This is a genomic window from Pseudomonas sp. HN2-3, from assembly GCF_020691745.1.
GTDB lineage: Bacteria > Pseudomonadota > Gammaproteobacteria > Pseudomonadales > Pseudomonadaceae > Aquipseudomonas > Aquipseudomonas capeferrum.
The window spans coordinates 37,201-62,528 of record NZ_CP085704.1 but is presented as its reverse complement, the minus strand read 5'-3'; the positions used below and the strand labels follow the sequence as shown (position 1 = coordinate 62,528).

Here is a 25,328-nt window from a genome sequence, read left to right as displayed (position 1 = left end):
CCTAGCCGATGTTGGAGAGCTTGAGCAGGTGGCGCAGGTCGTCCAGCACGTGCTTACCGTTGGCCTTGCTGTCGTAACGCAGCACCAGGTTGCCGTGGGGGTCGACGATCCACAGTTGCGGGCCAGGCTCGCCTACCTGCTGCAGGTAGCGCGGAGCATCCAGTGGGTAGCGTTGCAACTGCGGGTACTCGCGACCAAGCAGTGCCTGGTAGTCGGCGGTCAGCGGTTGGGCGGTTGCCAGCGCATGGCTTGCGCGGCTGGCATCGCGGCCCAGGCCGACCTGGATTTGCCGGGCCAGATACACCAGGCGCTGGCAGTCCTCGGTACAGGCTTCGGGCGCACTGACCAGCAACTGCCAACGCTCGTCCTGGCCTGCCACGCCGATATCCGTGCGGCTTTCACCATTGCCGATCATCGCGCCGTGATAGCTGCGGCCTTCCGGCACCCAGAACTTGAGCTTGTACATGCTGGTGGCCAGGATCATCGGGCCGAGCACAACCAGCAGTATCAGGACCAGCTGCAAACGCCCGCGGGCTCTGGGCTTGCGGCGCTCAGGCACTTCCAGTGGGCTGGTGGTGGCGACCATGGTGGTTCTCCTTCTTGTTGTTGTGCCAGCCAAAGTAGAGGTAAAGCAGCACCAGCGCGGCGGCCAGGGCAAACCACTGCACGGCGTAGCCCAGGTGCTTTTCCGGGCCCATCGCGACCACTGGCCAGTCCAGGCGATAGGCGGCCGGGCCGGGTTGCATCCGCAGTTCATGGGCGAAGCCTTCACGGCTCAGCTGCTGCCACAGCTGCGCGGCATCGATGGCGGTCAGCAGGTGCGGCCATTGGCCCCCGGCCGGGTCGGGGTGCAGTTGGAAGGTGCTGCCGGGCGCCACATAGACCGAAGCATCCAGCGCCAACGCCTGCGCCGGGGTCTCGAAGTGCACCGGCACGCGGCGGTCCGGCCAGGCTAACCAGCCACGATTGACCAGCAGCCACAGCCCGCTGGGCTGGTCATGGAAGGGCTGCAGCAGCTCGACACCGGCCTGGCCGTCGCGCATGCGGTTGTCCAGCAGCAGGCTGTGTTCGGCATCGAAACGGCCATACAGGTGCACGCGGCGAAAAGCGCTATCGTCGCGTTGCTGCAGTTGGGCAGTAGAGAGGGGCGCATCAATGCTGCGCTCGGCATAGGTCGCCAGCAGCGCGCGCTTTTGCTCGGCGCGGCCCAGTTGCCAGCAGCCAAGCGCGATCAAGCCCGGCAGCAGCGCGAGCACCACCAGGGTCGGTAGCCAACCTGGGCGAAACGGCCTCACGGGCGCCTCGCTATACTTATCCACATCACTGCATCCCCCCGGAGAAGCGCCATGCTCAAGGCCGCAATTGTCCTGATGCTGTTGGCCACGGTTGCCAGCCTGTTCAGTGGGCTGGTGTTTCTGGTCAAGGACGATGAAAACTCGACGCGCTTACTGAAAGCGCTGACCGTACGCGTGACCCTGGCCGCCTTGACCATCGGGCTGGTGGCTTACGGCTTGATCAGTGGCCAGCTGGTCTCTCACGCGCCCTTCTGAATCACCCCACACTCGCTTTTTGTAGGAGCGGCCTTGCGTCGCGAAAGGGGCGCGAAGCGGCCCCAGGTTTTGTGTGGTGACATAAATCGCCGGGGCCGCTTCGCTGCCCTTTCGCGACGCAAGGCCGCTCCTACACAAAGCAGTTGCAGGCCAGGTTTCAAAGCACGTACACAAAGATGAACAGCCCGACCCACACCACATCGACGAAGTGCCAGTACCAGCTGGCCGCTTCGAAGCCGAAGTGCTTGTCGGCATTGAAATGCCCGCGCAGGATGCGCACGAACATGACGATCAGAATGATCGTGCCCAAGGTCACGTGGGCACCATGGAAGCCGGTGAGCATGAAGAAGGTCGCGCCGTAGATCCCCGACCCCAGCGTCAGCCCCAGCTCGGTATAGGCCTCGTGGTACTCGAAGGCCTGCAGTGCGATGAAGCTCAGGCCCAGCACGATGGTCAGCGCCATCCACAGCTTCAGCGGCCCACGGTGGTCACGCCGCAGGGCGTGGTGGGCAATCGTGATGGTCACGCTCGAACTGACCAGCAAAATGGTGTTGATCAGCGGCAGGTGCCAAGGGTCGATGACTTCCTTGGGCGGCGGGAACAGTTTCGGGTCCGGGGTATGCAACAGCGGCCAGGTGAATTCGAACGTCGGCCACAGCATGTGCGCGACGCCCTTGGCACCTTCGCCACCGAGCCAAGGCCCGGCCAGCACCCGCACGTAGAACAGCGCACCGAAGAAGGCCAGGAAGAACATCACTTCCGAGAAGATGAACCAGCTCATGCCCCAGCGGAACGAGCGGTCCAGCTGCGCGCTGTAGAGCCCGGCGCGGCTCTCTTTCACCACCGCGCCAAACCAGCCGAACAGCATGTAGGCCAGGAACAACGCACCGACGAAGAAGATCAGCGGCCCATGCGAGTCGGGGTGCCCGGCCTTCATGTCGTTGAACCAGGTACCCAGGCCGAACACCGTGATGAACATGCCGATGGTGGCGATGATCGGCCACTTGCTCTGCGCCGGAACGTAATAGTGCTCATGACTTGCCATTGCTGTTCTCCTTCCCTTAACGGGCGCCCTGGACGTCCTGGGCCGCAACATGCGCGACCGGCGGGCGGCGAGCGGTGATGTCGAACAAGGTGTAGGCCAGTGTCAGGTGCTTCACGTTGGCCGGCAGGTCGCGGTCAACGATGAAGCGCACCGGCATCTCGATACGTTCGCCGGGCTGCAGCACCTGCTGGGTAAAGCAGAAGCACTCGGTCTTGTGGAAATACGCCGCGGCCTCGGCCGGGGTGATGCTGGGTATCGCCTGGGCGCTCATGGGCCGGTCGGTCGGGTTGCGCGCCACGAAGATCATCTGGTTGACCGCACCGGGGTTCACGTCGATCTGGTCGGCCGTGGAGTAGAAGTCCCAGACCATGTCACTGGCGTTGGTCGACATGAACTGCACCCGCACCGAGCGCGAGGGGTCGCTGACCTGGCTGCCCTCGTACTGGCCGCCAGTCTTGCCATTGATGCCGAAGGCCTTGCACATCACGTCATAGATCGGCACCAGGGCGAAACCGAAGGCGAACATCACCACCGTCAGCATCAGCAGGCGCAAGACCAGGCGTTTGAGCGACAGGCCGTTCATGGGCGCTCCTCTACTTCACGTCCGGTGGGGTCTGGAAGGTGTGGTAAGGCGCAGGCGAGGGGACCGACCACTCCAGGCCTTCGGCGCCATCCCAGGGTTTTGCCGGCGCTGGAGCACCGCCACGGATGCACTTGATGACGATGAACAGGAAGAAAATCTGCGTGGCGCCGAACATGAAGGCGCCGATCGAGGAGACCATGTTGAAATCGGCGAACTGCAGGTTGTAGTCCGGAATGCGCCGCGGCATGCCCGCCAGGCCGACGAAGTGCATGGGGAAGAAGGCCATGTTCATGCCGATGAACGACAGCCAGAAGTGCAGCTTGCCGAGGGTTTCGTCATACATGTGCCCGGTCCATTTCGGCAGCCAGTAGTAGGCCGAGGCGAAGATGCCGAAGATCGCCCCGGGCACCAGCACGTAGTGGAAGTGCGCGACCACGAAGTAAGTGTCGTGGTACTGGAAGTCCGCGGGCGCGATGGCCAGCATCAACCCCGAGAAACCGCCGATGGTGAACAGGATGACGAAGGCGATGGCGAACAGCATCGGCGTTTCGAAGGTCAGCGACCCTTCCCACATGGTGCTGACCCAGTTGAACACCTTCACCCCGGTGGGCACGGCGATGAGCATGGTGGCATACATGAAGAACAGCTCGCCCACCACCGGGATACCGACCACGAACATGTGGTGCGCCCAGACGATGAACGACAGGAAGGCGATCGCCCCGGTGGCATACACCATCGAGGTGTAGCCAAACAGCGGCTTGCGCGAGAACGCCGGGATGATCGAGCTGACCGCGCCGAACGCCGGCAGGATCATGATGTACACCTCGGGGTGGCCGAAGAACCAGAACACATGCTGGAACAGCACCGGGTCGCCACCGCCGGCGGCGCTGAAGAAGCTGGTGCCGAAGTGGATGTCCATCAGCATCATGGTCACCACGCCGGCCAGTACCGGCATCACCGCAATCAGCAGGAACGCGGTGATCAGCCAGGTCCAGACGAACAGCGGCATTTTCATCAAGGTCATGCCCGGCGCACGCAGGTTGAGGATGGTGGCGATCACGTTGATCGCGCCCATGATCGAACTGATGCCCATCAGGTGGATGGCAAAGATGAAGAAGGTCACGCTGGCCGGGGCATAGGTGGTCGACAGCGGGGCGTAGAACGTCCAGCCGAAGTTGGGCCCGCCGCCGGGGCTGAACAGGGTCGAGACCAGCAGCAGGAAGGCCGCCGGCAGCAACCAGAAGCTGAAGTTGTTCATCCGTGGCAGGGCCATGTCCGGCGCGCCGATCATCAGCGGGATCATCCAGTTGGCCAGGCCGACGAACGCCGGCATCACGGCGCCGAACACCATGATCAGCCCATGCATGGTGGTCATCTGGTTGAAGAACGCAGGCTCGACGATCTGCAGCCCGGGCTGGAACAGCTCGGCGCGGATCACCATGGCGAACGAGCCACCGAGCAGGAACATGATGAAGGCGAACCACAGGTACATCGTGCCGATGTCTTTGTGGTTGGTGGTCAGCACCCAGCGCATCAGGCCCTTGGCCGGGCCGTGGGCGTGCTCATGGCCGTGGCCGTGGTCGTCGATCACTGCACTCATGTCCTGTCTCCTGCAATCCATTGATTGCCGCGAGTAACCCGGTTCATTGCGCTTCTGCCTGCTTGAGCGCCAGCACATCCTTCGGCGTGACCATGTCGCCCTTGTTATTGCCCCAGGCGTTGCGCTCGTAGGTGACCACGGCGGCGATATCCACTTCCGAGAGCTGCTTGCCGAACGCGGCCATGGCCGTGCCGGGCTTGCCGTGGAAGACGATGCCGAGGTGGTCTTCCTTCGGACCGGTAGCGATTTTCGAGCCCTTGAGTGCAGGGAACATCGGCGGCAGGCCCTGGCCTTCGGCCTGGTGACAGGCCACGCAGGTGGTGTGGTAGACCTTGTCGCCACGCTCGACCAGCTCTTCGAGGGTCCACTCCTTGCTGGTCAGCTCCTTGAGCTTGGCGGCCTCGGCCTGGCGCTCGCCGAGCCAGGTGTCGTAGTCGGCCTTGGACTTGACCTCGACCACCACCGGCATGAAGCCGTGGTCCTTGCCACACAGCTCGGTGCACTGGCCGCGGTAGATGCCGGGCTTCTCGATACGCGTCCAGGCCTCGTTGACGAAGCCGGGGATGGCATCACGCTTGACCGCGAAGGCCGGCACCCACCAGGAATGGATCACGTCGGCGGCGGTCACCAGAAAGCGCACTTTCGCACCCACCGGCAGCACCAGCGGCTGGTCGACTTCGAGCAGGTAGTGCTCGTCCTTGGGGGCCTTGTTATGGATCTGGTCGGCGGGGGTGGCCAGGTTGCTGAAAAACTCCACGTCCTGGCCCAGGTATTTGTAGTGCCACTTCCACTGGTAGCCGGTGACCTGTATGTCGATGTCCGATTCACTGGCGTCGTAGATGTCGATCAGGGTCTTGGTGGCGGGGATGGCCATGACCACCAGAATCAGGAACGGCACCACGGTCCACATGATTTCGACCCAGGTGTGCTCGTGAAAATGCGCAGCTTGCTGGCCGGTTGAACGGCGGTGCACGACCATGGACCAGAACATCGCGCCAAACACCACGATGCCGATGATCACGCAGATCCAGAAAATGGTCATGTGCAGGTCGAAGACGGCGTTGGAGACTTCCGTCGCCCCTGGCGCCATGTTCACGGTCCAGGCGGCGTTGGCCTGACCGAAAACTGTCCACAACAGGAGGCCCATCCAGACAGGTGGATGTCGCATCATTGCGGGTTCCCCTTCTAATTCTTGTTGTCCCGGAGGCGTGGCCTGCGGCAAGAGGGAACGGCGGTCAAGACTGCCTGGCTTCGACGACCGAGCCCCTGCAAAAGCAGTCGGGCCTCATCAACGAATCACGTTCAACGGGAGTATAGACAGCGACCAATGGCACGCAATGACACCAGTGAAATGAACTTCATGAATTTGCCGAATGCCTTGAAAGCCGCGTGCTTGATAGGATGTGGCCCAATAATGGCATTCCGATATGCCACAGCGTGCACACGTTTGCGCGGGTTATAACAAATGCGTCTTAGGTATTCTGTATACCGAGCTAATTTAGTGTCTTCCGTTTGAAACGTAATGTCCCTGGAGTTGTCATGAACATCGCTGCTGTACGCGAGCAGATTAGCCAAGCCCATCAACACGAGCGCCAGACCAACCAACTGAAAGCGCGCCTCGAGCAACAACTGCCGCATTTGCACCCTTCGATCCACCTGCCTGAGCAGGACGCCCAGGGTACTTTGGCGCGTTTCGTCAGCGCCTACATCGACCAGGTTCCAGAGCTGCTGGAGGCTGCCCACGAGGTGGCCCGCGAAGCAGGCATCGAATCGCAGATCAAGCCGGTGCTGAAAATTGCCGAAGCTTATTTCATGCAGCCGCCCAGCGTGATGCAAGGGCACGTGGGCCTGGACTGCCTGCTGGATGAAGCGTACCTGGCGCATCGCCTGGTGGAAGAGGTCAACGACCTGTATATCCAGCACTTCAAGCAGCCGCTGATTCCGTTCGATACCACCATGGCCAACCTGATTGCCCATCAGCTGATCGGCGAGACGTTCGCCAACCAGCTCGATGAAGTGGTGCACCATTCGGTTGACGAAATGCTCAATGAAGCGAGCTTTGCCAAGGAATCGGTAGAGGCCTATCGCGATACCTTGTGCAGCGCCGAGACGGGCGCTGCCTGGAAACGTTGGCCATGCCTGTCGCGCCAGCTGGGTGTGGAGCTGGGCCAGCCGGCCTGAATCCAGCATTGATGCAGTCTGATCTGGCCTCTTCGCGGGGCAAGCCCGCTCCCACAAGGTGGATTGCTACCCACTGTGGGAGCGGGCTTGCCCCGCGAAGAGGCCCGCTCAGGCAACACAACAGCTGAATACTAAGCGCCCACCCCCGCCGTCGTCCGCAAGCGCCCCTCGATGCGCCGCTTCAACCGCCGCTGCTCGATTAGCAACCGCGAGCCATTGGCTGCATTGCTGCGGCTCCAGTCCTCAAGCAGTTCCAGGCACGAGTGGTCGATGTAGCTGAGGTTGCCCAACGGCACATGCAAGGTGGTCCCCGCCGGCACCGTATCCAGCACCTGGGTCAATGCCGGCACCTTGAGGAAGGTTGCTGCGCCACTCAGGCGCAATTCCATGTGCCCAGGCTTGGCCAGGCTCACCAGGTTGATCTTCAGCCGCGCCGCCTTGAACGCCAGCTTCAGCAGGGTCAAGGCAAAGCCCAGCAGCACGCCGGTCAGCAGGTCGGTAAAAATGATCGCCAAGGCGGTCGCTGCATAGGTGAACATCGGCATCCGGCCGTACCTGCCCAACCCACGAAACGCCTTGAAGTCCACCAGCTTGACGCCGGTAAATACCAACACGCCCGCCAGGCTGGCCACCGGGATCTGCTGCAGCACGCTGCTCAACACCACGACGAACGCCAACAGCCACAGGCCGTGGAAGATCGCCGAGGCACGGGTTTGTGCGCCGGCCTGGACATTCGCCGAACTGCGCACGATCACCCCGGTCATCGGCAAGGCGCCCAGCACACCGCAGAGCATGTTGCCGATGCCCTGGGCCGACAGCTCACGGTCGAAGTCCGAGCGCTGGCCGCTGTGCATGCGGTCAACCGCGGCAGCCGACAGCAAGGTCTCGGCACTGGCGATGAAGGCCAGGGCGAATGCAGCTACCAGCAGGGTAGGGTCGGCCAGTTTCATCAGGTCATCCAGGCGGATCCAGTCGATGGCCTCGGAAAGGTCTGCCGGTACCTGCACCCGATTCACCGGCAGGGCCAGCCACATGCTGATGGCCGTCATTGCCGCCACGCCCAGCAAGGCACCGGGGATAAAGCGCAGCTTCTGTGGCCGCAAGCGCTCCCAGCCCCACATCACCGCAATGGTGCCCAGGCCAAGCGCACCGGCTTGCCAGCCCGCGCCTGCGCTTTCCATCGGCAGGGCAGCCGCCAGCGTCGAAGGAAACGCCAATAGGTTCTGCAGGCCCGAAGGCTGCGGCGATGTGTCGAACATCACATGCACCTGTGACAACACGATCAGCACGCCGATACCCGCCAGCATGCCGTACACCACTGCCGGTGCAGTGACGCGGAACCAGCAGCCCAGGCGAAAGCGCCCGGCCAACAACTGCAGCAGCCCGGCCAGCAGCAGGATCGGCCCGAGCATGGCCACGCCGTGCTGGCGCACCAGCTCGAACACCAGCACCGCCAGGCCCGCGGCCGGGCCACTGACCTGCAGCGGCGAACCCGCCAGAAAGCCCACCACCAGCCCGCCGATGATGCCGGTGATCAGGCCTTTGGCGGGCGGCATGCCCGATGCGATGGCGATGCCCATGCACAAGGGCAGGGCAACCAGAAATACCACCACCGACGCTAACAACTCTCGCGGCAAGGCCGCTTTCAACTGTGTAATGTTCACCCTGTTTCTCCATTTTCTGTTGCACGGCCATTCCTCTGGCCGTGGGCACGTTGGCCCCTGAAAGGCGCGCAGGCGCGGGCCGCCAGCGAGCATGCCGGCAGGGCAGTCAGGGATTTCAAGGCAGCCGAAGGCCGCGCCACACCCCAGAGGGTGCAGCCGGCTATCAAGGTTTTGACGGTGTCAGGGTCGCTTAGTAGCGGCCTCTCGGAGTAGCGCAGGGCACCGGCTCGCCTGCCGCCAGGGGCAGGAAGCTGTCGCTGGCAGCATCATAGGCTTCGATCTTGCTGGTCTCGATGTCGTAGACCCAACCGTGGATGTACAGCTCACCGGCCGCCAGGCGCGAGGCAACCGATGGATGCGTGCGCAGGTGATGCAGCTGGGCGATGACGTTTTCCTTGGTCAGCACCTGCATGGTCTCGTGCTCGCTGCCGCAAGAGCAGTTGTTCTCGACCACGGTGCGTGCCACTTCAGCGTGGCGCAGCCAGGCGGAAACGGTCGGCATCTTGGTCAGCGATTGCGGGTTGAGCACCGCACGCATCGCGCCGCAGTCGGAGTGGCCGCAGACAATGATGTGGTGCACGCCCAAAGCCAGTACGGCGTATTCGATGGCGCTGGAAACGCCGCCGTTCATCTGGCCATACGGGGGCACTACGTTACCGACGTTACGGGTCACGAACAGGTCGCCGGGCGAGCTTTGGGTAATCAGCTCGGGGACGATACGCGAGTCGGCGCAGGTGATGAACATCGCGCGTGGCGTTTGCGCGGTGGCGAGCTTCTTGAACAGCTCTTGCTGCTCGGGGAAGACGTCATGATGAAAGCGCAGGAAGCCGTCGACGATGTGCTTCAGAGCGGCATCGGCGCCCTCGGCGGGTACATCCGGAGCGACCTTGGATGGGTCCTTGACGGGCATGATTCATCCTCTTGGCGGTGTGTAGGTAAGTCCATTTTACCGGTGAAAGATTCTGGCTATGCAGGGATTTAGATGACACGCACAGGCCACAAATCACAGTCTTCGTTGACTGATTGCCTACGCTAACGGGGAAAACTTAACTGAAACTTAATTCGGAGGCTCTAGAACAGGCGTTCCAGATAGATAAGGCGGGGTCTGAATAATAGCAAAAAAACATCAGTTGCCTAGTACTATTACTGTGATTATTCACTTGGATTAGTGGCACTGGGGTTGCTCCTGGACACAGCCCATGGAACACGCGCCAACACGGTCAGAACAATGCCAACTGGCCACCAGGCGGGCAGAACCTGGAGCAATCGAGCGCCTGTGCTTCACGCCCTTCGAATGCCAGTTTGCGCGCGGCCTTGGCGAAGCGCTGAGCCAGCAGCTCGGCAAAAATGCCCTCGCCACGCATCCGTTTACCAAAGCGGCTGTCATACAGCTCACCGCCGCGGCTCTGGCGAATCAGGCTCAACACATGGGCCGCACGCTGGGGATAATGGTCCTGCAACCATTGCTCGAACAGCGGCGCCACTTCCAGCGGCAGGCGCAACATCATGTAGGCTGCGCTCTGGGCACCCGCTTCCTTGGCGGCCTCGAGCAAGCGCTCCAGTTCGCTGTCGTTGATCATCGGAATCATCGGCGAACACAAGACCCCCACCGGCACCCCCGCCTCGCGCAGCACCCGGATCGCCCGCAACCGCGCCTTGGGCGAAGCCGCCCGCGGTTCCAGCACCCGCTTCAAGTCGTCATCCAGTGTCGTCAGGCTGATCATCACCCGCGCCAGGCGCTGGCTGGCCATCTCGGCCAACAAGTCCAGATCACGCAGTACCAGCGAACCCTTGGTGACGATGGTCACCGGGTGCCGGAAGCGCAGGAGTACCTCCAGCAAGCGACGGGTCAGCAGGTGATCACGCTCGATGGGCTGGTAGGGGTCGGTATTGGAGCCCAGGTTGATGGGCGCGCAGACGTAACCCGGCTTGCTCAGCTGTTGTTCGAGCACTTCGGCCGCGTTGGTCTTGGCGATCAGCTTGGTTTCGAAATCCAGCCCTGGGGAAAGGTCCCAATACGCGTGTGAGGGGCGGGCGTAGCAGTAGATGCAGCCATGCTCGCAACCTCGGTAGGGGTTGATGGAGCGGTCGAATGGCAGATCGGGCGAGGTGTTGCGGCTGATGACCGTCTTTGCCGTCTCGATTCGCACCTCGGTGCCTTGGCTGATCGGCACCTCCTGGTACCAGCCGTCATCCTCCACCACCGAGCGGTTGGGGGCGAAGCGGTTGTGCGGATTGTGCGCCGTACCACGGCCTTTTTGCGGTGCTGGAGGTAACATGGCGCGCCCCTGTACTGTGTTTATACACAGTACAAAGAAGCGGGCATCCATGCCAGCACCTCTGGTCAGTACAGGCTCAAATCAGGCCATGCCAGCGCAGGAAAGGTTCGTGACTCACCGCGCGGCCCAAAAATGCGTGCATACCTTCAAGCAATGGCCGGGAAGCGCCAGGCTCAAGCAACGCCATTTGCAAATCACGCCCCGTTGCCCGGTCTAGCAGGCCGCTGGCTTGAAAACGCGAGAACAGATCGAATGCGAGCACATCAGACCACAGGTAGGCGTAGTAGCCAGCGTCGTAGTAATCCAGCAGGTAATCGAATGCATGGGCCGGATGCTCGTATGCTTCCAGCGGCCAGTACCCACACTGCGTCCGGGCATCCTCCAGGCGCTGCCGCACGCGCCTGCCGTCATTCGGCGTGGCATGCAAATCCAGATCGAACAGCGCCATCGCCAGGGTCTCGGCAGTGTCCGTGACAGCCCCTTGGCGAAGGCCATCCAGGCAGGCGGCCAACTGCTGCGCGTCCAGCTGTCCAGCCTCTGCGTTCGCAGAAATGCCAGCCAGGTAGCCAGCATCCCACGCCCAGCGCTCGAACAGCTTGCCGAACACCTCGACACCATCGGCGCCAAGCGCGCTGACATTGGAAAGCACCTGATTGTTGGTGCGCACCAGCAGATGGTGCAAGGCATGCCCGAACTCATGGAACAGCTTGCGCAGCGCCATGTGGTCCAGCAAGGGCGGGGTACCATCAATGGTCGAGGGAATATCGCTGAAGACCGCCACGGTGGCCGGGTGGAAACACCCTTCGGCATCGACCCGACGGTTACGGATGTAACGGGTTTCGACCTGGCCCGGCTGCTTGCCTGGGTATTGCACGACATCCAAGTAAAGGAAGCCAGTCAGTGCATTGTCCAGCCAGACTTCGTACGCCTGGACGCTGGCATGCCATGTCGCCAGTGACTTGCGGACCAAGACCAGGCCAAACAGCCGTTGCGCAAGCGTCAGCAACGCCTCGATCACGTTGTCCAGGGCAAAGTACGCTCGCAAGCTGTCCATGGAGAGCGCCTGCCCAGCCGGGTTTTCGAGCCGATGCAGGTAGCGCCTGTCCCATGGCTGCGCCGTGTCCAGGCCGTTCTTGTCAGCAAGCGCTTGCACGTGCACACGGTGCTTTTCCATGACCGGTTTGACGCGCGCTGCCAGGCCGTGCAGAAAGCGCAGAACCTGGGCAAGGCCGCCGGCACTTTTCGAGTGCAGGCTTAGTGACGGGTAGTCGGCATAGCCCAGCAGATGTGCCTTCTGTTCACGCGCCTGGGCCAACTGCAGCAAGAGCTGACCATTGTCATGCTGCACCTCGGCGCTGACCCCACGGCTGTGCTGGTGGCGGTAGATCTGCTCCCGAAGGCTACGGTTCGCGGCATGTTCAAGGACCGTGTTGGTCACGTATTGGTCTGCGGGTATCAACCAGCCGGCTTGCCCAACCTGCAGCGCTTGGGCTTGCAGCTCGCCCAACAACCGTGGAGCAAGGCCTTGCAATTGCCCGGCGTCGAGGATGAGCGTGCCCGGGCGCGCCATGTTCTGGGCAAACCGCCCGGCAAGCTCGCGTACCTGGGCATTGATGGCCGCAAGTTGCATGCGGCCTGGGGCATCGAGCAAGGCACCGTGCAAGGCGAAGTTGTGACGGTACCAGCGCAGGGTCGCTTGCTTGTGCGCGTCCAAATGCTTGCCAATGGCGCTGTTGGCCAGGCGCTCATACAACGCTTGCAAGGTAGGGTCGGCCATCTTCTGCTCGAAGCGCTCAAGCATGGCGCCGTACAACTCTTCAACCAGTTCGACCCATGGCGCACCCTTGTACATCAGCGGTGAAGCCGCATACAGCACCGCCAGCAGTTGTGCATCCAGGTCATCGATCGCCATGACCAGGTCATCCCAGGTCGGCATGGACTGCTGAGCCAGGAGGGCTTGGGCGATACCTTGTTGATGAGCCGATAGCGCGTAGTCGAACGCTGCACGCAGGTTATCCAGCGTCACCGCGTCGTAATCGACAGGTACGTTGCTGGGTTGCAGAAGGGGGTTGCGGGTGTCCATCGCTGTTTACCTTGCTCTGATTGGAGCAAGCGAGCATGCGCCACCAGCGGGCAGGCGCTGGCCTGACTATCTAACACCCAGGGTCGAGCTGAAACCTGCCACCCAGGCCAAGGCCCGGGTGGCAAGACGGCTTCACTCAGACGGTTTCTTCAATTTGGGGTTGGGGAAGAACTGCACCGTCTGCACCTTGGCCGGCGCCGCCTTGGGCGCCAGGTGGTTGACCCGGGTACCGAGCTCCGACGGTACCGACAGGCCTTGTTCATTCAAGGTATCGGTGAAACCACAGGCCACGCACTCACGGTGCGGTACACCGTCCTCGTTCCACATCATCAACTTGTCCGGCTCGCTGCACGCCGGGCACACGGCCCCGGCGATGAAGCGTTTCTTGGTCTTGTTCACAGCTACCTCACTCATGCCGCTGCGTCCTCGCTCAGCCCGCAATGGCGCAGCAATGCATCGATGGAAGGTTCACGGCCACGGAAGTCGACGAACAGCACCATAGGCTCACGCGATCCGCCTCGGGCCAGGATCGCCTCGCGGAAGGCACGGCCAGTGTCGGCATTGAGCACGCCTTCTTCTTCGAAGCGGGAGAAGGCGTCAGCCGACAATACCTCGGCCCATTTGTAGCTGTAGTAGCCCGCCGCGTAACCGCCCGCGAAGATGTGCGCGAAGCTGTTGGGGAAGCGGTTGTACGCCGGTGGGCGCATGACCGTCACCTCGTCGCGCACGCCTTCGAGCACCTGCAGCACGCTGCGGCCATCGCCATGGGTGGCGTGCAGCTCGAAGTCGAACAGCGAGAACTCCAGCTGGCGCACCATCATCATGCCGGACTGGAAGTTCTTGGCGGCCAGCATCTTGTCCAGCAGGTCCTGGGGCAGGGCAGCGCCGCTTTCGTAATGGCCGGAGATCAGCGCCAGGCCTTCCGGCTCCCAGCACCAGTTTTCCATGAACTGGCTCGGCAGCTCGACTGCATCCCAGGCTACGCCGTTGATGCCAGACACACCCGCGTGTTCGATGCGGGTCAGCAGGTGGTGCAGGCCGTGGCCGAACTCGTGAAACAGGGTGGTGACTTCATCGTGGGTCAACAGCGCAGGCTTGCCTGGCGCGGCCGGGTTGAAGTTGCACACCAGGTTGGCCACCGGGCTCTGCAGCACGCCATCGACGGTACGGCGACGGTCGCGCGCACCGTCCATCCAGGCGCCGCCACGCTTGTTGGCGCGGGCATAGAGGTCGAAGAAGAAACGGCCGACGTGCTGGCCGTTTTCCTTGATTTCGAACAGGCGCACGTCCGGGTGCCAGCTGTCGAAGCCTTTGAGTTCGGCGATTTCGATGCCATATAGGCGCTGGACGATGCTGAACAGGCCAGACAACACCTTGTCGATCGGGAAGTAGGCACGCAGGGCTTCCTGCGACACGCTGTAGCGTTGCTCGCGCAGCTTCTCGCCGAAGTAACCGGCATCCCAGCTGGCCAGTTGCGGGCAGCCCTGCTCGGCGGCATAGGCCTTGAGCTGCTCCAGGTCCTGGGCAGCGAACGGCTTGGAACGCTTGGCCAGGTCACGCAGGAAGCTCAGCACCTGGTCGCTGGACTCGGCCATCTTGGTGGCCAGGCTCAACTCGGCGTAGTTCGGGTAGCCCAGCAGTGTGGCCAGCTCTTGGCGCAGGTCGAGGATTTCCTGCATCACCGGGCCATTGTCGAACTGGCCGGCATTGGGGCCTTGGTCCGAAGCGCGGGTGCAGTAGGCGGCATACAGCTCTTCGCGCAGGGCGCGATCGGTGGCGTAGGTCATCACCGCGTAGTAGCTGGGGAACTCCAGGGTGATCAGCCAGCCGTCGAGCGCTTTTGCCTGGGCGGCGGCGGCCATCTGCGCCTTGGCCGAGTCAGTCAAGCCGTCCAGCGCGGCTTCGTCGGTGACGTGCTTGGTCCAGGCCTGGGTGGCATCGAGCAACTGGTTGGAGAAGCGGCTGCCCAGCTCGCTGAGCTTGCTCTGCACTTCGGCGTAGCGCTGCTGCTTGTCGGCAGGCAGGTCGATGCCCGAAAGGCGGAAATCACGCAGGGCATGGTCGAGGATGGTCTTTTGCGCCACATCGAAGCCAGCCGCCTCCGGGCTGTTGGCCAGGGCCTGGTAGGCGTCGAACAGCGCACGGTTCTGGCCCAGTTCGGTAGAGTAGGCACTCAGCGCCGGCAGGCAAGACTCGTAGGCCTCGCGCAGTTCCTTGCTGTTGCACACGGCATTGAGGTGGCTGACCGGGCTCCAGGCAGCGCCCAGGCGGTCATTGAGTTCGTCCATGGCCAGCACCAGGCCTGCCCAGGAAGGGGTCTTGCCTTGCTGTTCGAGAATCTCGGCAATGGCTTTGCGGTTGTCGGCCAGGATCTCTTCGATGGCCGGCAGCACGTGTTCGGCACGGATCGCCGAGAAGGGCGGCAGATCGTAGGGCTGCAGAAGCGGGTTGTTCGCACTCACGGTTTGGATACCTTGGCAGAAGAAACACTGGACCATCTTAATTACAATCGACGCCGACCGCAGCAGGCAGCCTGCCTATCGGCACAGATGAGAGACCCTATCATGGCCATCCGAAGCTTCCAGCAACACACTCCGAAAGTTGGACCACGGGCCTTCATCGACCGCTCGGCGGTAGTGCTGGGCGATGTAGAGATTGGTGAAGACAGCTCGGTCTGGCCTTTGACTGTAGTACGCGGCGACATGCACCGCATCCGCATCGGCGCCCGCACCAGCGTGCAGGACGGTAGCGTGCTGCACATCACCCATGCCGGCCCTTTCAACCCCGACGGCTTCCCGCTGATCATCGGTGATGAGGTGACCATCGGCCACAAGGTGATGCTGCACGGCTGTACCCTGGGCAATCGCATCCTGGTCGGCATGGGCAGCACAATCATGGATGGCGCCATCGTCGAGGACGAGGTGATCATCGGCGCCGGCAGCCTGGTACCGCCCGGCAAGCGCCTGCTCAGCGGCTTCCTGTATGTTGGCAGCCCGGTGAAACAGGCCCGGCCGCTGACCGACAAGGAGCGCGCGTTCTTCCCCTACAGCGCCGGCAACTACGTCAAGCTCAAGGACCAGCACTTGGCCGAAGGCTACGACCAACCCGAATGACTTGAGTGGAACCGCTTACATGCACCAGCAGAACATCCTCTTCGACCTCGACGGCACCCTGACCGACCCACGGCTGGGCATCACCCGCTCCATCCAGTATGCGTTGGCCAAACTGGGTATCGACGAGCCGGACCTGACCCGCCTCGAACACTTCATCGGCCCGCCCTTGCTGCAGGCGTTCATGCAGTTTTACAGCTTTGACGAAGCCAAGGCGTGGGAGGCGGTGAATTTCTATCGCGAGCGCTTCCGCGTCACCGGCCTTTATGAAAACCAGGTGTTCGAAGGGGTGCCGGCGTTGCTCGAAGCCCTCACTGGCCAGGGGCGCACGCTGTATGTGGCAACGTCCAAGCCTTGGGAGTTCGCCCGCGAGATCGCCCGGCATTTCGCCTTCGATCACCACTTCAAGGTGATTTATGGCAGCGAGCTGGATGGCACCCGCACCAACAAGGTCGAGCTGATTCGCCACTTGCTGGACGAAGAAGGGCTGGACCCGGCGCAGACGCTGATGATCGGCGATCGCAAGCATGACCTGATCGGCGCCCGCAGCAATGGGCTGCAGGCGGTGGCGGTGGGGTACGGGTTTGGTAGCGAGGAAGAGTTGAAGGCCGAGACGCCAGCCTTCCATTTCGCCACCCTGGCCGAGATGCATCAGGCCTTCATCAAGGCCTGAAATGGAATGGGGCCGCGCAGCGGCCCGAAAATCTCATTGGCTAACGACAAGCCGCTCCAACGCGGCTTTGCGCGCCTCACCCGACAGCCGCCCCAGCGCCTCGACCCGCTGATAAAACCGCGCCCAATCCCCGTCAACCTTCCGGAACAGCGCCGCAAACGCCGGCACCCACTGGTCATACAGCCCAAACGGCAGCAGCTTGGCATTGTTCATCGGCCCATACATCCAAGCGTCATAACGCGTGTCCCCACCCCACTGGCCATCACGCACCTGCCGGTACTCGCGCCGCAACCGCTCGAACTCGGCCTGCTTCGCCGCCCGCTTGTGCGCATCATCCAAGGGGCCGGCGTAGATCCCCTGAAGCCGTTCGCGGCTGGCCAGCACCAGCCGAATGAACTGGTCACGCTGCCCGGCCTGATCATCCTCGCTCGCTGCAAGCCCGCGTGCCGCGCGCCATTGCCGCGCGCCTTCCTGCTCGACGAAGGTGGCAAACGACTCGTTGAACGCCGTGTCGTCCTGCACATAGAAGCGCTGATGGGCCAACTCGTGGAAGATCAGCGAGGCCAGCCGTTCGTCCCCCCAGCCGGCCATCGAAGACAACAGTGGGTCGTCGAACCAGCCCAGAGTCGAGTAAGCCTCGACACCGCCCACATACACATCCATGCCTGCCTGGCGCATCAACGCCGCCGCGCCACGCGCCGCACCTTGGCGGTAGTAACCACGGTAGGCCACGCAGCCCGCGATCGGGAAACAATGCGTCACCGGCTGCAACGACAACTCCGGCGTGGCAAACACGTTCCACACCACATAAGGGCGGCCAAGGTCGGCGTAAACCCGGTAGCTGCGGTTGTCCGGCAGTTTCAGCTGCTGGCTGGCGAACACTCGGGCCTGTTCGGCATGTTGCAAGCGCGCCCGCAGTTGCGGGCTGCTGGCCGGATCTGCCATTACCTGTTCCACCGGCTGGCGCGCGCGCAACAGCTGCCATTGGCCCTGCGCCAACTGCCCGTAATAGCCAACACTGCTACAACCGTTCAGCAGAACAGCCACCAGCAGGGGAACAAAGCGGGTGAAAACGCGGTCGAGTGGCCCAGGGCCTGAGCGCTGAAAAAGAAATAGTCGAAGCATCTGGGACTGTCTGACTCGCTCACGGCCAATTCGCTCCAAGACTATCTCGCCAGGGGGGAGTTTCGCCATGCGTCCATTGTTTGCCGCCAGCACACTCATGCTGTTGTCCGCTTGCTCGACCCTGCCGGACCCCGATCCGAACCAGGCGTGGGTCGACCTCACACCCCTGGACGAAACGTCACTGCATGCGGTGCAGGTAGACGAACGCGACTGGGCCGACACGCGCTACTTCGAGGTCGCCCCCGGCAGCCACGAATTGACGGTGCGCTACCAGTTTCCGGTCACCCCGAGCAATATAGGCCCGGTAAACGAGCCGCTGTGGCGCGATTGCCAGCTCAACCTGACCTTCAAGGACTTCAGCGCCGGGCAGCGCTACCAGTTGCAGGCGGGCAGCATTGGCTTCCGGCCTTGGGTCAAACTCTACGACCACCAGCAAAAACTGCTTGGCCAAGGCTTGCCCGCAGGCTGTCAACGCACCTGAGCCGCGCAATCGGCGCTATGCTTGTAACGTGTATATCGCAAGTGGGAGTTTTGCCATGCGCCAGCCCATGATGCTGATCGCCCTCAGTGCACTGGGGGCTTGCGCCAGCCCCTTGCCGCCCGTCGACCCCAAGCAGGCCTGGGTCGAGCTTTCTACCATCACCCCCGGCAGAGTCATCATGGCTGATCGCCTTGACGGCAAGCGCCTGGAGGATGGCCGCTACTTTCAGGTAACGCCTGGCAAGCATGAACTGGTGGTGCGTTTCGATTATGAGATTTATGGCGGCGGCATGATGTCCCAGCCAAGGGACCGTACCTGCTACCTGACCGTGCGCTATGACAATTTCAAAGCGGGCGAGCGCTATCGCCTCGAAGCCCGCGCGCCGGTGATGGAGCCGCAGGTGCTGCTGTACGACGCCAGCCGCACGGTGGTGGTTAACGAGCCAAGTAACGTGTTTTGTATTCCGTGACAGTTGGGGGCGCTTTGCGCCCCCAACCAAATTAAACCCTAGCGATCATTCTTCTGATAGATGATCTTCTTGGTACCACCCTCGCAGCTGCCTACGACCATGTTCTGGTCCTTGACCTCGCTGTTGGGCACGATCTCCAGGGTGTAGGACGTCACGCCCTGTGCCTGGATCTTGGCCTCGATCTCGGTTTTCAATTCTTCGCACGGCTTCACTGCCGCCAGGGCGGACGTGGCGAGCAGCGAGGCCAGCACGGCGATTGCTACGCGGATCATGGAATGGCTCCTGAAAGGGCAGTCGTGCTGCCGTTGCTGTTTAGACTACAGCAAACCGCCCCCGTTGCGCCGCCTAGCCCACCAGTGAGGCATCCAGGCTGATGGTGGCATTGAGCACCTTCGATACCGGGCACCCGGCCTTGGCCTTGTTGGCAATCTCGAGGAACTGCGCCTCGCTGGCCCCAGGCACCTTGGCCTTCAGAATCAGGTGCACGGCGGTGATGGCGAACCCATCGGGCTGCTTGTCCAGGGTCACCTCGGCAATGGTATCGATGCGCTCTGGGGTCAGGCCCGCCTCGCCGAGCATCATCGACAGCGCCATCGAGAAGCAGCCGGCATGGGCTGCGCCGATCAGTTCTTCCGGGTTGGTCCCAGGTGAGCCTTCAAAACGGGTGTTGAAGCCGTAGGGGTTCTGCTTGAGCGCGCCGCTTTCAGTAGAAAGCAGGCCCTTGCCATCCTTCAGGCCACCTTGCCAGATCGCCGATGCTGTCTTTTTCATGATGCCTCCTGGTCACTGCATTTACATATCTTGGGGTGACATGCTTATGGGTTCAGAGGCCGGCCGCCCACGGCAAGTTCAGATCAATCTGACCGTAAGCATTGAATCCGCCGAATGTGCCCATACAGAGTTTAAAAGGCCTCTGGCCAACCACGTTCAAGGAGGCTCCGATGACGCAGCTGCGTGACCTGAAAATTTCAACCCTCGACCTGGTGCCCGTGCGCGCCGACGGCGGGCCGGCTCAGTCGCTGCATAACTCGCTGGACCTGGCCCAGCACGTGGAACGCTTCGGCTACAACCGCTTCTGGGTCGCCGAGCATCACAACATGGATGGCATTGCCAGTTCCGCGACTTCCGTGCTGATCGGCTACCTGGCGGGTGGCACCTCGAGCATCCGCGTTGGCTCCGGCGGCGTGATGCTGCCCAACCACGCACCGCTGGTGATCGCCGAGCAGTTCGGCACCTTGGCCAGCCTTTACCCCGGCCGTATCGACCTGGGCCTGGGCCGCGCCCCCGGCTCCGACCAGATGACCGCCCGCGCCCTGCGCCGCGAGCGCTCCGGCAGCGCGGACGACTTCCCCGACGATGTCGAGGAACTGTCACGCTACCTCGGCCCGCGCACCGATGATCAAAAAGTGATCGCCGTGCCTGGGCATGACACCGAGGTGCCGATGTGGCTGCTCGGCTCAAGCCTGTTCAGCGCCCAACTGGCCGGCATGCGCGGCATGCCCTACGCGTTCGCCTCGCATTTCGCGCCGCGCTTCATGCACGAGGCGATCCGCGTCTACCGCAACCACTTCAAGCCCTCCACCACGCTCGACAAACCCTATGTGATGCTCGGCATTCCGATGGTGGTGGCCGAAACCGACGAAAAGGCCGAATACCTGGCTACTTCGGTGTACCAACGCATCCTTGCCCTGATTCGCGGGCAGAGCCTGATGCAGCGCCCGCCCGTTGAGAGCATGGAGGGGCTGTGGCTACCTCACGAACGCGACGCGGTGATGAGCTTCCTGGGCCTGGCGATGATTGGCAGCCCGCAGAAGGTACGGGCCAAGGTGGAGGTGCTGCTGGAGCAAACCGGGGCGGATGAACTGATCTTTACCTGTGACCTGTATGAGCATGCGGACCGGGTCAGGTCCTATGAGCTGCTGGCGCAGGCTTTGAAGGCCGAGTAACCCTCTTCGCGGGCAACCCCGCGAAGAGGCCGTCCCTCAACCACGCCGGTAGACAATTTCCTTGGTGCCAGCTTCACAGCTGCCAACTACCTTGCCCGCCGGCTCGCCTTTCTTGACGATCTCCAGCGTGTAGCCATTTACGCCCTTGGCATCCAGCTTGGCGGCAATCTCTGCCTTGAGCTCTTCACACGGCTTGCCCGCCGCCAGCGCACCACCCGCCAACGCCATAAGGCCTGCCGCCAGAATCATTTTCTTCATCGTTCGCTTTCCTTGTACAGATGAAAATCAAAGAGGGCGCCGGCTAAGGCGCCCCCTCTGTATTACCCCATCTTGCCAGCGCCAGCTACCCCGGCACTGTTTCAGCTGTTGGCAATACGGAAGCCGACTTTGAGCGTGACCTGAAAATGCTCGACCTTGTTGTCACGCAGGTGGCCCCGGGTATCGATCACTTCGAACCACTCCAGGTGCTTGATGCTCTTGGCCGCTTCGGCCAGGGCATTGTTGATCGCGTCCTCGATGCTGGTGGGCGACGACCCTACCAGTTCGATCTTCTTGTACGTGTGATGATCGGACATGTGCACTCTCCTTGGATGACAGTCTGCTTGAGCCTAGCAGCGCAGGCCTGGTTTACCTGCGAGCCGTCGCCTTGGGCAAAAGTTCGATCGCACTTTCGCAGCCCTGCGCAGTCGCAATCCTTACAGCCCACCCCCGAAGGAGATTCAACATGCATCGCAACTCGCTGCGTAAAACATCCCTGGAAAGCATGGAAGCCGAGATCGAAAGCCTTCTGAAGTCGCTGGAAAACCTCAAGCACGATGCATCGGAGGAGTCCCAGAAGTCGGTAAAGGCCATCCGCAGCAATGCCGAAAGCGCTCTCAAACATTCGCGCAGCCTGCTGAGCGACGCCTACGAGGAAGTGAAGACCCGCACCCGCCAGACCGGCATCGCCACCCGTGACTATGCCCAGGAGCACCCCATCACCACCGCCGGGGTAGCCGTTGGGGCACTGGGCCTGCTGGCGGCCTGGCTGCTGTACAAGCGCAACTAAGCGATTTGCAGCTGCAGTTCCTGGCGCAGCCATTGCGCCAGTTGCTCGGCGCGCCCATCTGCGGCGCGTCGGGGCACCCACAGCGCCAGCGCGGCACGCGTGGGTGAGAAACCCCAAGGTGCCGCCAACCTTCCAGCACGTAAATCGTCCGCCACCAGCTGTTGCGGCGCGATCGCCACACCCAGCCCGGCCACTGCGGCCTCCAGCAGGTAGTACAGGTGTTCGAATGCCTGGCCGAACTGCAAGGCCCCCGCATCCAGCCCGTGCTGCCCGGCCCAGGCCGGCCACGCCTGCGGACGAGACGTGGTATGCAGCAACGCCTCGCCCAGCAAGGCGTCGGGCGCTGCCCCGCGCAAGCGTTCGAACCCGGCAAAGTGCGGGCTTAGCACAGGCCCGATGCGCTCTTCGGCCAGCACGTGTACTTGCATGTCCGCCGGCCACGGCGGTTCGGCAAACACCAGCAAGGCATCCAGCCCCGGGCGCCTGGGGTCCAGGTCGCCTTCCCCGGCGGAGAGGTGCAGGCGCAGCTCGGGCAAGTCGGCTTTGAGCCGCCCGAGCCGAGGGATAAACCAACGCGCCAGCAGGCTGCCGGAGCACCCGAGCACGAATGGTGCCTCGCGGTTATCCCGGCTCAGCTCGGCACACACCCCCCGCAACCTGTCGAACGCCTCGCCGCTGGCATCGCGCAGGCGCACGCCGGCATCTGTGAGTTTGATGCCACGCCCATCCTTGACGAACAGGGCAACGCCCAAGTGTTCTTCGAGTACCTTGATCTGCCGGCTGACTGCCCCGTGCGTCACGTGCAGCGCCTCGGCAGCCTGGCTGACACTGTTCAGCCGGGCAGCGGCCTCAAAGGCCCGAAGGGCATTGAGAGGGGGAAGGTCCTGGTCCATTGTCTTGTGAGTTTTCCTGACAGGTTTGCGCAATCTTATCGGTTTTCAGACGGGCGTTGCGTGGTTAGAGTAAAGCCCATCACTCATTCAGTACGCCTTGGAGCGCCCCATGACCCAGACTCAATACCGCCCTGGCCCAGACGCCAACGGCCTGTTCGGCTCGTTCGGCGGCCGCTACGTGGCAGAAACCCTGATGCCGCTGGTGCTGGACCTGGCCCGCGAATACGAAGCGGCCAAGGCGGACCCCGCGTTTCTCGAAGAGCTGGCCTACTTCCAGCGTGACTATATCGGCCGCCCGAACCCGCTGTACTTCGCCGAGCGCCTGACCGAGCACTGCGGCGGCGCAAAAATCTTCTTCAAGCGTGAAGAGCTCAACCACACCGGCGCGCACAAGGTGAACAACTGCATCGGCCAGGTGCTGCTGGCCAAGCGCATGGGCAAAAAACGCCTGATCGCCGAAACCGGCGCCGGCATGCACGGCGTGGCCACCGCCACCGTTGCAGCCCGCTTCGGCCTGCCTTGCGTGATCTACATGGGTGCCACCGACATCGAGCGCCAGCAGGCGAACGTGTTCCGCATGCGCTTGCTGGGCGCCGAAATCGTCCCGGTCACCGCTGGCACCGGCACCCTCAAAGACGCCATGAACGAAGCCCTGCGCGACTGGGTCACCAACGTCGAAGACACCTTCTACCTGATCGGCACCGTGGCCGGCCCGCACCCGTACCCAGCCATGGTCCGCGACTTCCAGTCGATCATCGGCAAGGAAACCCGCGTCCAGCTGCAAGAGAAGGAAGGGCGCCTGCCCGACAGCCTGGTCGCCTGCGTCGGCGGCGGCTCCAACGCCATGGGCCTGTTCCACGCATTCCTTGAAGAACCAAGCGTGCAGATCATCGGCGTCGAAGCCGGCGGCCACGGCGTGCATACCGACAAGCACGCTGCCAGCCTGAACGGTGGCGTACCGGGTGTCCTGCACGGCAACCGCACCTACCTGCTGCAAGACGCAGACGGCCAGATCACCGACGCCCACTCGATTTCCGCCGGCCTGGACTACCCAGGCATCGGCCCAGAGCACGCCTACCTGCACGAAGTGAAGCGCGTCGAGTACGTCAGCATCACCGACGACGAAGCCTTGGATGCGTTCCACGCCACCTGCCGCCTGGAAGGCATCATCCCGGCCCTGGAAAGCGCCCACGCATTGGCCGAGGCGATCAAGCGCGCGCCGAACCTGCCCAAGGACCACTTGATGGTCGTGTGCCTGTCCGGGCGCGGCGACAAAGACATGCAAACCGTGATGAACCACATGGCCGCCCAGGAGAAACAGGCATGAGCCGTCTTGAACAACGCTTCGCCGAACTTGCGGCCGAAGGCCGTGCGGCACTGGTCACCTTCGTAACTGCGGGTGACCCCGGCTACGACGCCTCGCTGCAGATTCTCAAGGGCCTGCCAGCGGCTGGCGCCGACGTGATCGAACTGGGCATGCCGTTCACCGACCCGATGGCCGATGGCGTCGCCATCCAGCTGGCCACCCTGCGTGCGCTGGAAGCCGGCCAGACCTTGGCCAAGACCCTGCAGATGGTTCGCGAATTCCGCGTGGGCAACCAGGCTACGCCGATCGTACTGATGGGTTACTACAACCCGATCCACCGCTTTGGCGTGGAAAAGTTCGTGGCCGAGGCCAAGGATGCGGGCGTCGATGGCCTGATCATCGTCGACCTACCGCCTGAGCACGACGCCGAGCTAGCGACCCCGGCCCAGGCTTCGGGCATCGACTTCATCCGCCTGACCACACCGACCACCGACGACGCGCGCCTGCCGCGTGTGCTGGAGCGCAGCTCCGGGTTTGTCTATTACGTGTCGGTGGCGGGTGTAACCGGTGCAGGGTCTGCGACAACCCAGCACGTGAGCGAGGCGATTGCCCGCCTGCGTCGGCATACCGCCCTGCCGATCAGCGTAGGGTTTGGCATTCGCACGCCAGAGCAGGCGGCGGCGATTGCGCGCCTGGCCGATGGTGTGGTGGTGGGCTCGGCACTGGTCGACAAGATCGCCCAGGCCAAAGATGCGGATCAGGCTGTTAACGATGTATTGAGCTTGTGCTCGGCGCTGGCTGAAGGTGTGCGCGGCGCTCGACGCTGATTGGCGTTGCCTTCTTTGCGGGGCAAGCCCGCTCCCACAGGTTCACTGCAATCTGTCAGAAAGCACTCGACCTGTGGGAGCGGGCTCGCCCCGCGAATGGGCCGCATGGCGGCCCCCATCTAGCCACCAAAAATCGACAGCTTCAAAGGCCGCACAGCCCCCATCCAGATCGCATGATCACGGTGATCGGCCAGCTCATCCCCGGTCAGCGGGTGCAGAAACACCACCAACCCCTTGCGATACAACGCCAGCCACGGCAACACCACCCCCACCACCTCCGGCCCGAACGCCAACTGGCAGCTCCAGTCCGGGTGCGGCCCCACCGGTTGCTGGTGCATGCGCCCCATGGTCACGGGGAACAGCCGCGCCGCCTCTTCGCACAATGCCCGCGCGTGCTCGATGGTCGATGCGTCGTAGTACACGTGGGCGTGATAGCCCTTGATCCTCTGCACGATAACTCCTGAT

General features: G+C 62.7%; 29 protein-coding genes. 10 read left to right on the top strand and 19 right to left on the bottom strand.

The annotated features are described in order from the left end of the window. Window position 1 precedes the first annotated feature (1 nt). Window positions 2-586 (bottom strand): hypothetical protein, encoded by a 585-nt coding sequence (locus tag LJX93_RS00310; protein WP_033702515.1) that lies wholly within the window; start codon window positions 584-586, stop codon window positions 2-4. Beyond that, entirely contained in the window at window positions 552-1,295 is a 744-nt protein-coding gene (locus LJX93_RS00305; protein WP_033702514.1) for an SURF1 family protein, read from the bottom strand. Before LJX93_RS00305 ends, LJX93_RS00310 begins: the two co-directional genes overlap by 35 nt. A gap of 51 nt (window positions 1,296-1,346) precedes the next feature. Between LJX93_RS00305 and LJX93_RS00300 the strand changes: the two genes are divergently transcribed. Continuing rightward, the gene (locus LJX93_RS00300) at window positions 1,347-1,550 is read left to right on the top strand and encodes a twin transmembrane helix small protein (RefSeq protein ID WP_033702513.1); all 204 of its coding nucleotides are present in this window, start codon (window positions 1,347-1,349) and stop codon (window positions 1,548-1,550) included. 157 nt (window positions 1,551-1,707) lie between these two features. On the opposite strand, the gene LJX93_RS00295 is transcribed toward LJX93_RS00300, so the two are convergent. The 4 genes from LJX93_RS00295 to coxB are packed head-to-tail and all read right to left on the bottom strand — an operon-like array spanning window position 1,708 to window position 5,949. After that, window positions 1,708-2,595, bottom strand: a complete 888-nt coding sequence (locus LJX93_RS00295) for a cytochrome c oxidase subunit 3 (protein ID WP_033702512.1) — start codon at window positions 2,593-2,595, stop codon at window positions 1,708-1,710. Window positions 2,596-2,611: 16 nt separating this feature from the next. Next, on the bottom strand, window positions 2,612-3,178 hold the full coding sequence (locus tag LJX93_RS00290) for a cytochrome c oxidase assembly protein (protein ID WP_227696628.1): 567 nt from the start codon (window positions 3,176-3,178) through the stop codon (window positions 2,612-2,614). Window positions 3,179-3,188: 10 nt separating this feature from the next. Continuing rightward, window positions 3,189-4,778, bottom strand: coding sequence for a cytochrome c oxidase subunit I (gene ctaD / locus LJX93_RS00285; protein ID WP_033702510.1), 1,590 nt, complete (start codon window positions 4,776-4,778; stop codon window positions 3,189-3,191). 43 nt (window positions 4,779-4,821) lie between these two features. Next, window positions 4,822-5,949 (bottom strand): cytochrome c oxidase subunit II, encoded by a 1,128-nt coding sequence (coxB, locus tag LJX93_RS00280; protein ID WP_095065491.1) that lies wholly within the window; start codon window positions 5,947-5,949, stop codon window positions 4,822-4,824. Window positions 5,950-6,317: 368 nt separating this feature from the next. Between coxB and LJX93_RS00275 the strand changes: the two genes are divergently transcribed. Then, window positions 6,318-6,959, top strand: coding sequence for a hypothetical protein (locus tag LJX93_RS00275; protein ID WP_033702508.1), 642 nt, complete (start codon window positions 6,318-6,320; stop codon window positions 6,957-6,959). A 131-nt stretch (window positions 6,960-7,090) separates the two neighbouring features. Here LJX93_RS00275 and LJX93_RS00270 read toward each other — a convergent pair whose 3' ends face one another. The 6 genes from LJX93_RS00270 to prlC all read right to left on the bottom strand — a co-directional run bounded on the left by LJX93_RS00270 (window position 7,091) and on the right by prlC (window position 15,483). Next, window positions 7,091-8,623 carry a SulP family inorganic anion transporter gene (locus LJX93_RS00270; RefSeq protein ID WP_033702507.1) on the bottom strand — a complete coding sequence of 511 codons (1,533 nt, stop codon included), beginning with the start codon at window positions 8,621-8,623 and terminating at the stop codon, window positions 7,091-7,093. 190 nt (window positions 8,624-8,813) lie between these two features. After that, the gene (locus tag LJX93_RS00265; RefSeq protein ID WP_033702506.1) at window positions 8,814-9,533 is read right to left on the bottom strand and encodes a carbonic anhydrase; all 720 of its coding nucleotides are present in this window, start codon (window positions 9,531-9,533) and stop codon (window positions 8,814-8,816) included. A 310-nt stretch (window positions 9,534-9,843) separates the two neighbouring features. Further along, window positions 9,844-10,902 (bottom strand): PA0069 family radical SAM protein, encoded by a 1,059-nt coding sequence (locus LJX93_RS00260; protein WP_227696627.1) that lies wholly within the window; start codon window positions 10,900-10,902, stop codon window positions 9,844-9,846. 76 nt (window positions 10,903-10,978) lie between these two features. Next, window positions 10,979-12,985, bottom strand: coding sequence for a M3 family metallopeptidase (locus LJX93_RS00255; protein ID WP_227696626.1), 2,007 nt, complete (start codon window positions 12,983-12,985; stop codon window positions 10,979-10,981). A 132-nt stretch (window positions 12,986-13,117) separates the two neighbouring features. Then, a complete protein-coding gene (locus tag LJX93_RS00250; protein WP_033702491.1) occupies window positions 13,118-13,399 on the bottom strand; it encodes a YheV family putative zinc ribbon protein in 282 nt (93 codons plus the stop codon). Then, entirely contained in the window at window positions 13,396-15,483 is a 2,088-nt protein-coding gene (gene prlC, locus LJX93_RS00245) for an oligopeptidase A (protein ID WP_033702490.1), read from the bottom strand. Before prlC ends, LJX93_RS00250 begins: the two co-directional genes overlap by 4 nt. Window positions 15,484-15,549: 66 nt before the next feature. Between prlC and LJX93_RS00240 the strand changes: the two genes are divergently transcribed. Continuing rightward, complete coding sequence (locus LJX93_RS00240; protein ID WP_033702489.1) at window positions 15,550-16,098, top strand: gamma carbonic anhydrase family protein; 549 nt, start codon at window positions 15,550-15,552, stop codon at window positions 16,096-16,098. A gap of 19 nt (window positions 16,099-16,117) precedes the next feature. Then, window positions 16,118-16,768 (top strand): HAD family hydrolase, encoded by a 651-nt coding sequence (locus LJX93_RS00235; RefSeq protein WP_033702488.1) that lies wholly within the window; start codon window positions 16,118-16,120, stop codon window positions 16,766-16,768. Window positions 16,769-16,801: 33 nt separating this feature from the next. Here LJX93_RS00235 and LJX93_RS00230 read toward each other — a convergent pair whose 3' ends face one another. Continuing rightward, entirely contained in the window at window positions 16,802-17,893 is a 1,092-nt protein-coding gene (locus tag LJX93_RS00230; protein ID WP_033702486.1) for an aminopeptidase, read from the bottom strand. A 67-nt stretch (window positions 17,894-17,960) separates the two neighbouring features. Between LJX93_RS00230 and LJX93_RS00225 the strand changes: the two genes are divergently transcribed. Both LJX93_RS00225 and LJX93_RS00220 read left to right on the top strand, forming a co-directional pair. Next, a complete protein-coding gene (locus LJX93_RS00225; protein WP_033702485.1) occupies window positions 17,961-18,374 on the top strand; it encodes a hypothetical protein in 414 nt (137 codons plus the stop codon). A 55-nt stretch (window positions 18,375-18,429) separates the two neighbouring features. Next, window positions 18,430-18,843 (top strand): hypothetical protein, encoded by a 414-nt coding sequence (locus LJX93_RS00220; protein WP_033702484.1) that lies wholly within the window; start codon window positions 18,430-18,432, stop codon window positions 18,841-18,843. A gap of 38 nt (window positions 18,844-18,881) precedes the next feature. On the opposite strand, the gene LJX93_RS00215 is transcribed toward LJX93_RS00220, so the two are convergent. Both LJX93_RS00215 and LJX93_RS00210 read right to left on the bottom strand, forming a co-directional pair. Next, window positions 18,882-19,115 (bottom strand): DUF1161 domain-containing protein, encoded by a 234-nt coding sequence (locus tag LJX93_RS00215; protein ID WP_033702483.1) that lies wholly within the window; start codon window positions 19,113-19,115, stop codon window positions 18,882-18,884. Between the two features lie 73 nt (window positions 19,116-19,188). After that, window positions 19,189-19,614, bottom strand: coding sequence for an OsmC family protein (locus LJX93_RS00210; protein ID WP_033702482.1), 426 nt, complete (start codon window positions 19,612-19,614; stop codon window positions 19,189-19,191). Window positions 19,615-19,784: 170 nt separating this feature from the next. Between LJX93_RS00210 and LJX93_RS00205 the strand changes: the two genes are divergently transcribed. Continuing rightward, window positions 19,785-20,789 carry an LLM class flavin-dependent oxidoreductase gene (locus LJX93_RS00205; RefSeq protein ID WP_186663683.1) on the top strand — a complete coding sequence of 335 codons (1,005 nt, stop codon included), beginning with the start codon at window positions 19,785-19,787 and terminating at the stop codon, window positions 20,787-20,789. 36 nt (window positions 20,790-20,825) lie between these two features. Here LJX93_RS00205 and LJX93_RS00200 read toward each other — a convergent pair whose 3' ends face one another. Together LJX93_RS00200 and LJX93_RS00195 are read right to left on the bottom strand one after the other, a co-directional pair. Next, window positions 20,826-21,047, bottom strand: coding sequence for a DUF1161 domain-containing protein (locus tag LJX93_RS00200; RefSeq protein ID WP_033702480.1), 222 nt, complete (start codon window positions 21,045-21,047; stop codon window positions 20,826-20,828). Between the two features lie 101 nt (window positions 21,048-21,148). Beyond that, complete coding sequence (locus LJX93_RS00195; protein ID WP_033702479.1) at window positions 21,149-21,364, bottom strand: dodecin; 216 nt, start codon at window positions 21,362-21,364, stop codon at window positions 21,149-21,151. A gap of 149 nt (window positions 21,365-21,513) precedes the next feature. Between LJX93_RS00195 and LJX93_RS00190 the strand changes: the two genes are divergently transcribed. Then, window positions 21,514-21,837, top strand: a complete 324-nt coding sequence (locus LJX93_RS00190; RefSeq protein ID WP_027592031.1) for a DUF883 family protein — start codon at window positions 21,514-21,516, stop codon at window positions 21,835-21,837. On the opposite strand, the gene LJX93_RS00185 is transcribed toward LJX93_RS00190, so the two are convergent. Continuing rightward, complete coding sequence (locus LJX93_RS00185) at window positions 21,834-22,730, bottom strand: LysR family transcriptional regulator (RefSeq protein WP_227696625.1); 897 nt, start codon at window positions 22,728-22,730, stop codon at window positions 21,834-21,836. The two genes, LJX93_RS00190 and LJX93_RS00185, sit on opposite strands and share 4 nt — an antisense overlap. Window positions 22,731-22,839: 109 nt before the next feature. Here LJX93_RS00185 and trpB point away from each other — a divergent pair, with 109 nt between their 5' ends. Both trpB and trpA read left to right on the top strand, forming a co-directional pair. Further along, the gene (gene trpB / locus LJX93_RS00180) at window positions 22,840-24,057 is read left to right on the top strand and encodes a tryptophan synthase subunit beta (protein WP_033702476.1); all 1,218 of its coding nucleotides are present in this window, start codon (window positions 22,840-22,842) and stop codon (window positions 24,055-24,057) included. Continuing rightward, entirely contained in the window at window positions 24,054-24,863 is an 810-nt protein-coding gene (gene trpA / locus LJX93_RS00175; protein WP_033702475.1) for a tryptophan synthase subunit alpha, read from the top strand. Before trpB ends, trpA begins: the two co-directional genes overlap by 4 nt. A gap of 119 nt (window positions 24,864-24,982) precedes the next feature. Here the strand turns inward: trpA and LJX93_RS00170 are convergent, their stop codons facing one another. After that, the gene (locus LJX93_RS00170; RefSeq protein WP_033702474.1) at window positions 24,983-25,315 is read right to left on the bottom strand and encodes a DOPA 4,5-dioxygenase family protein; all 333 of its coding nucleotides are present in this window, start codon (window positions 25,313-25,315) and stop codon (window positions 24,983-24,985) included. Window positions 25,316-25,328 lie beyond the last annotated feature (13 nt).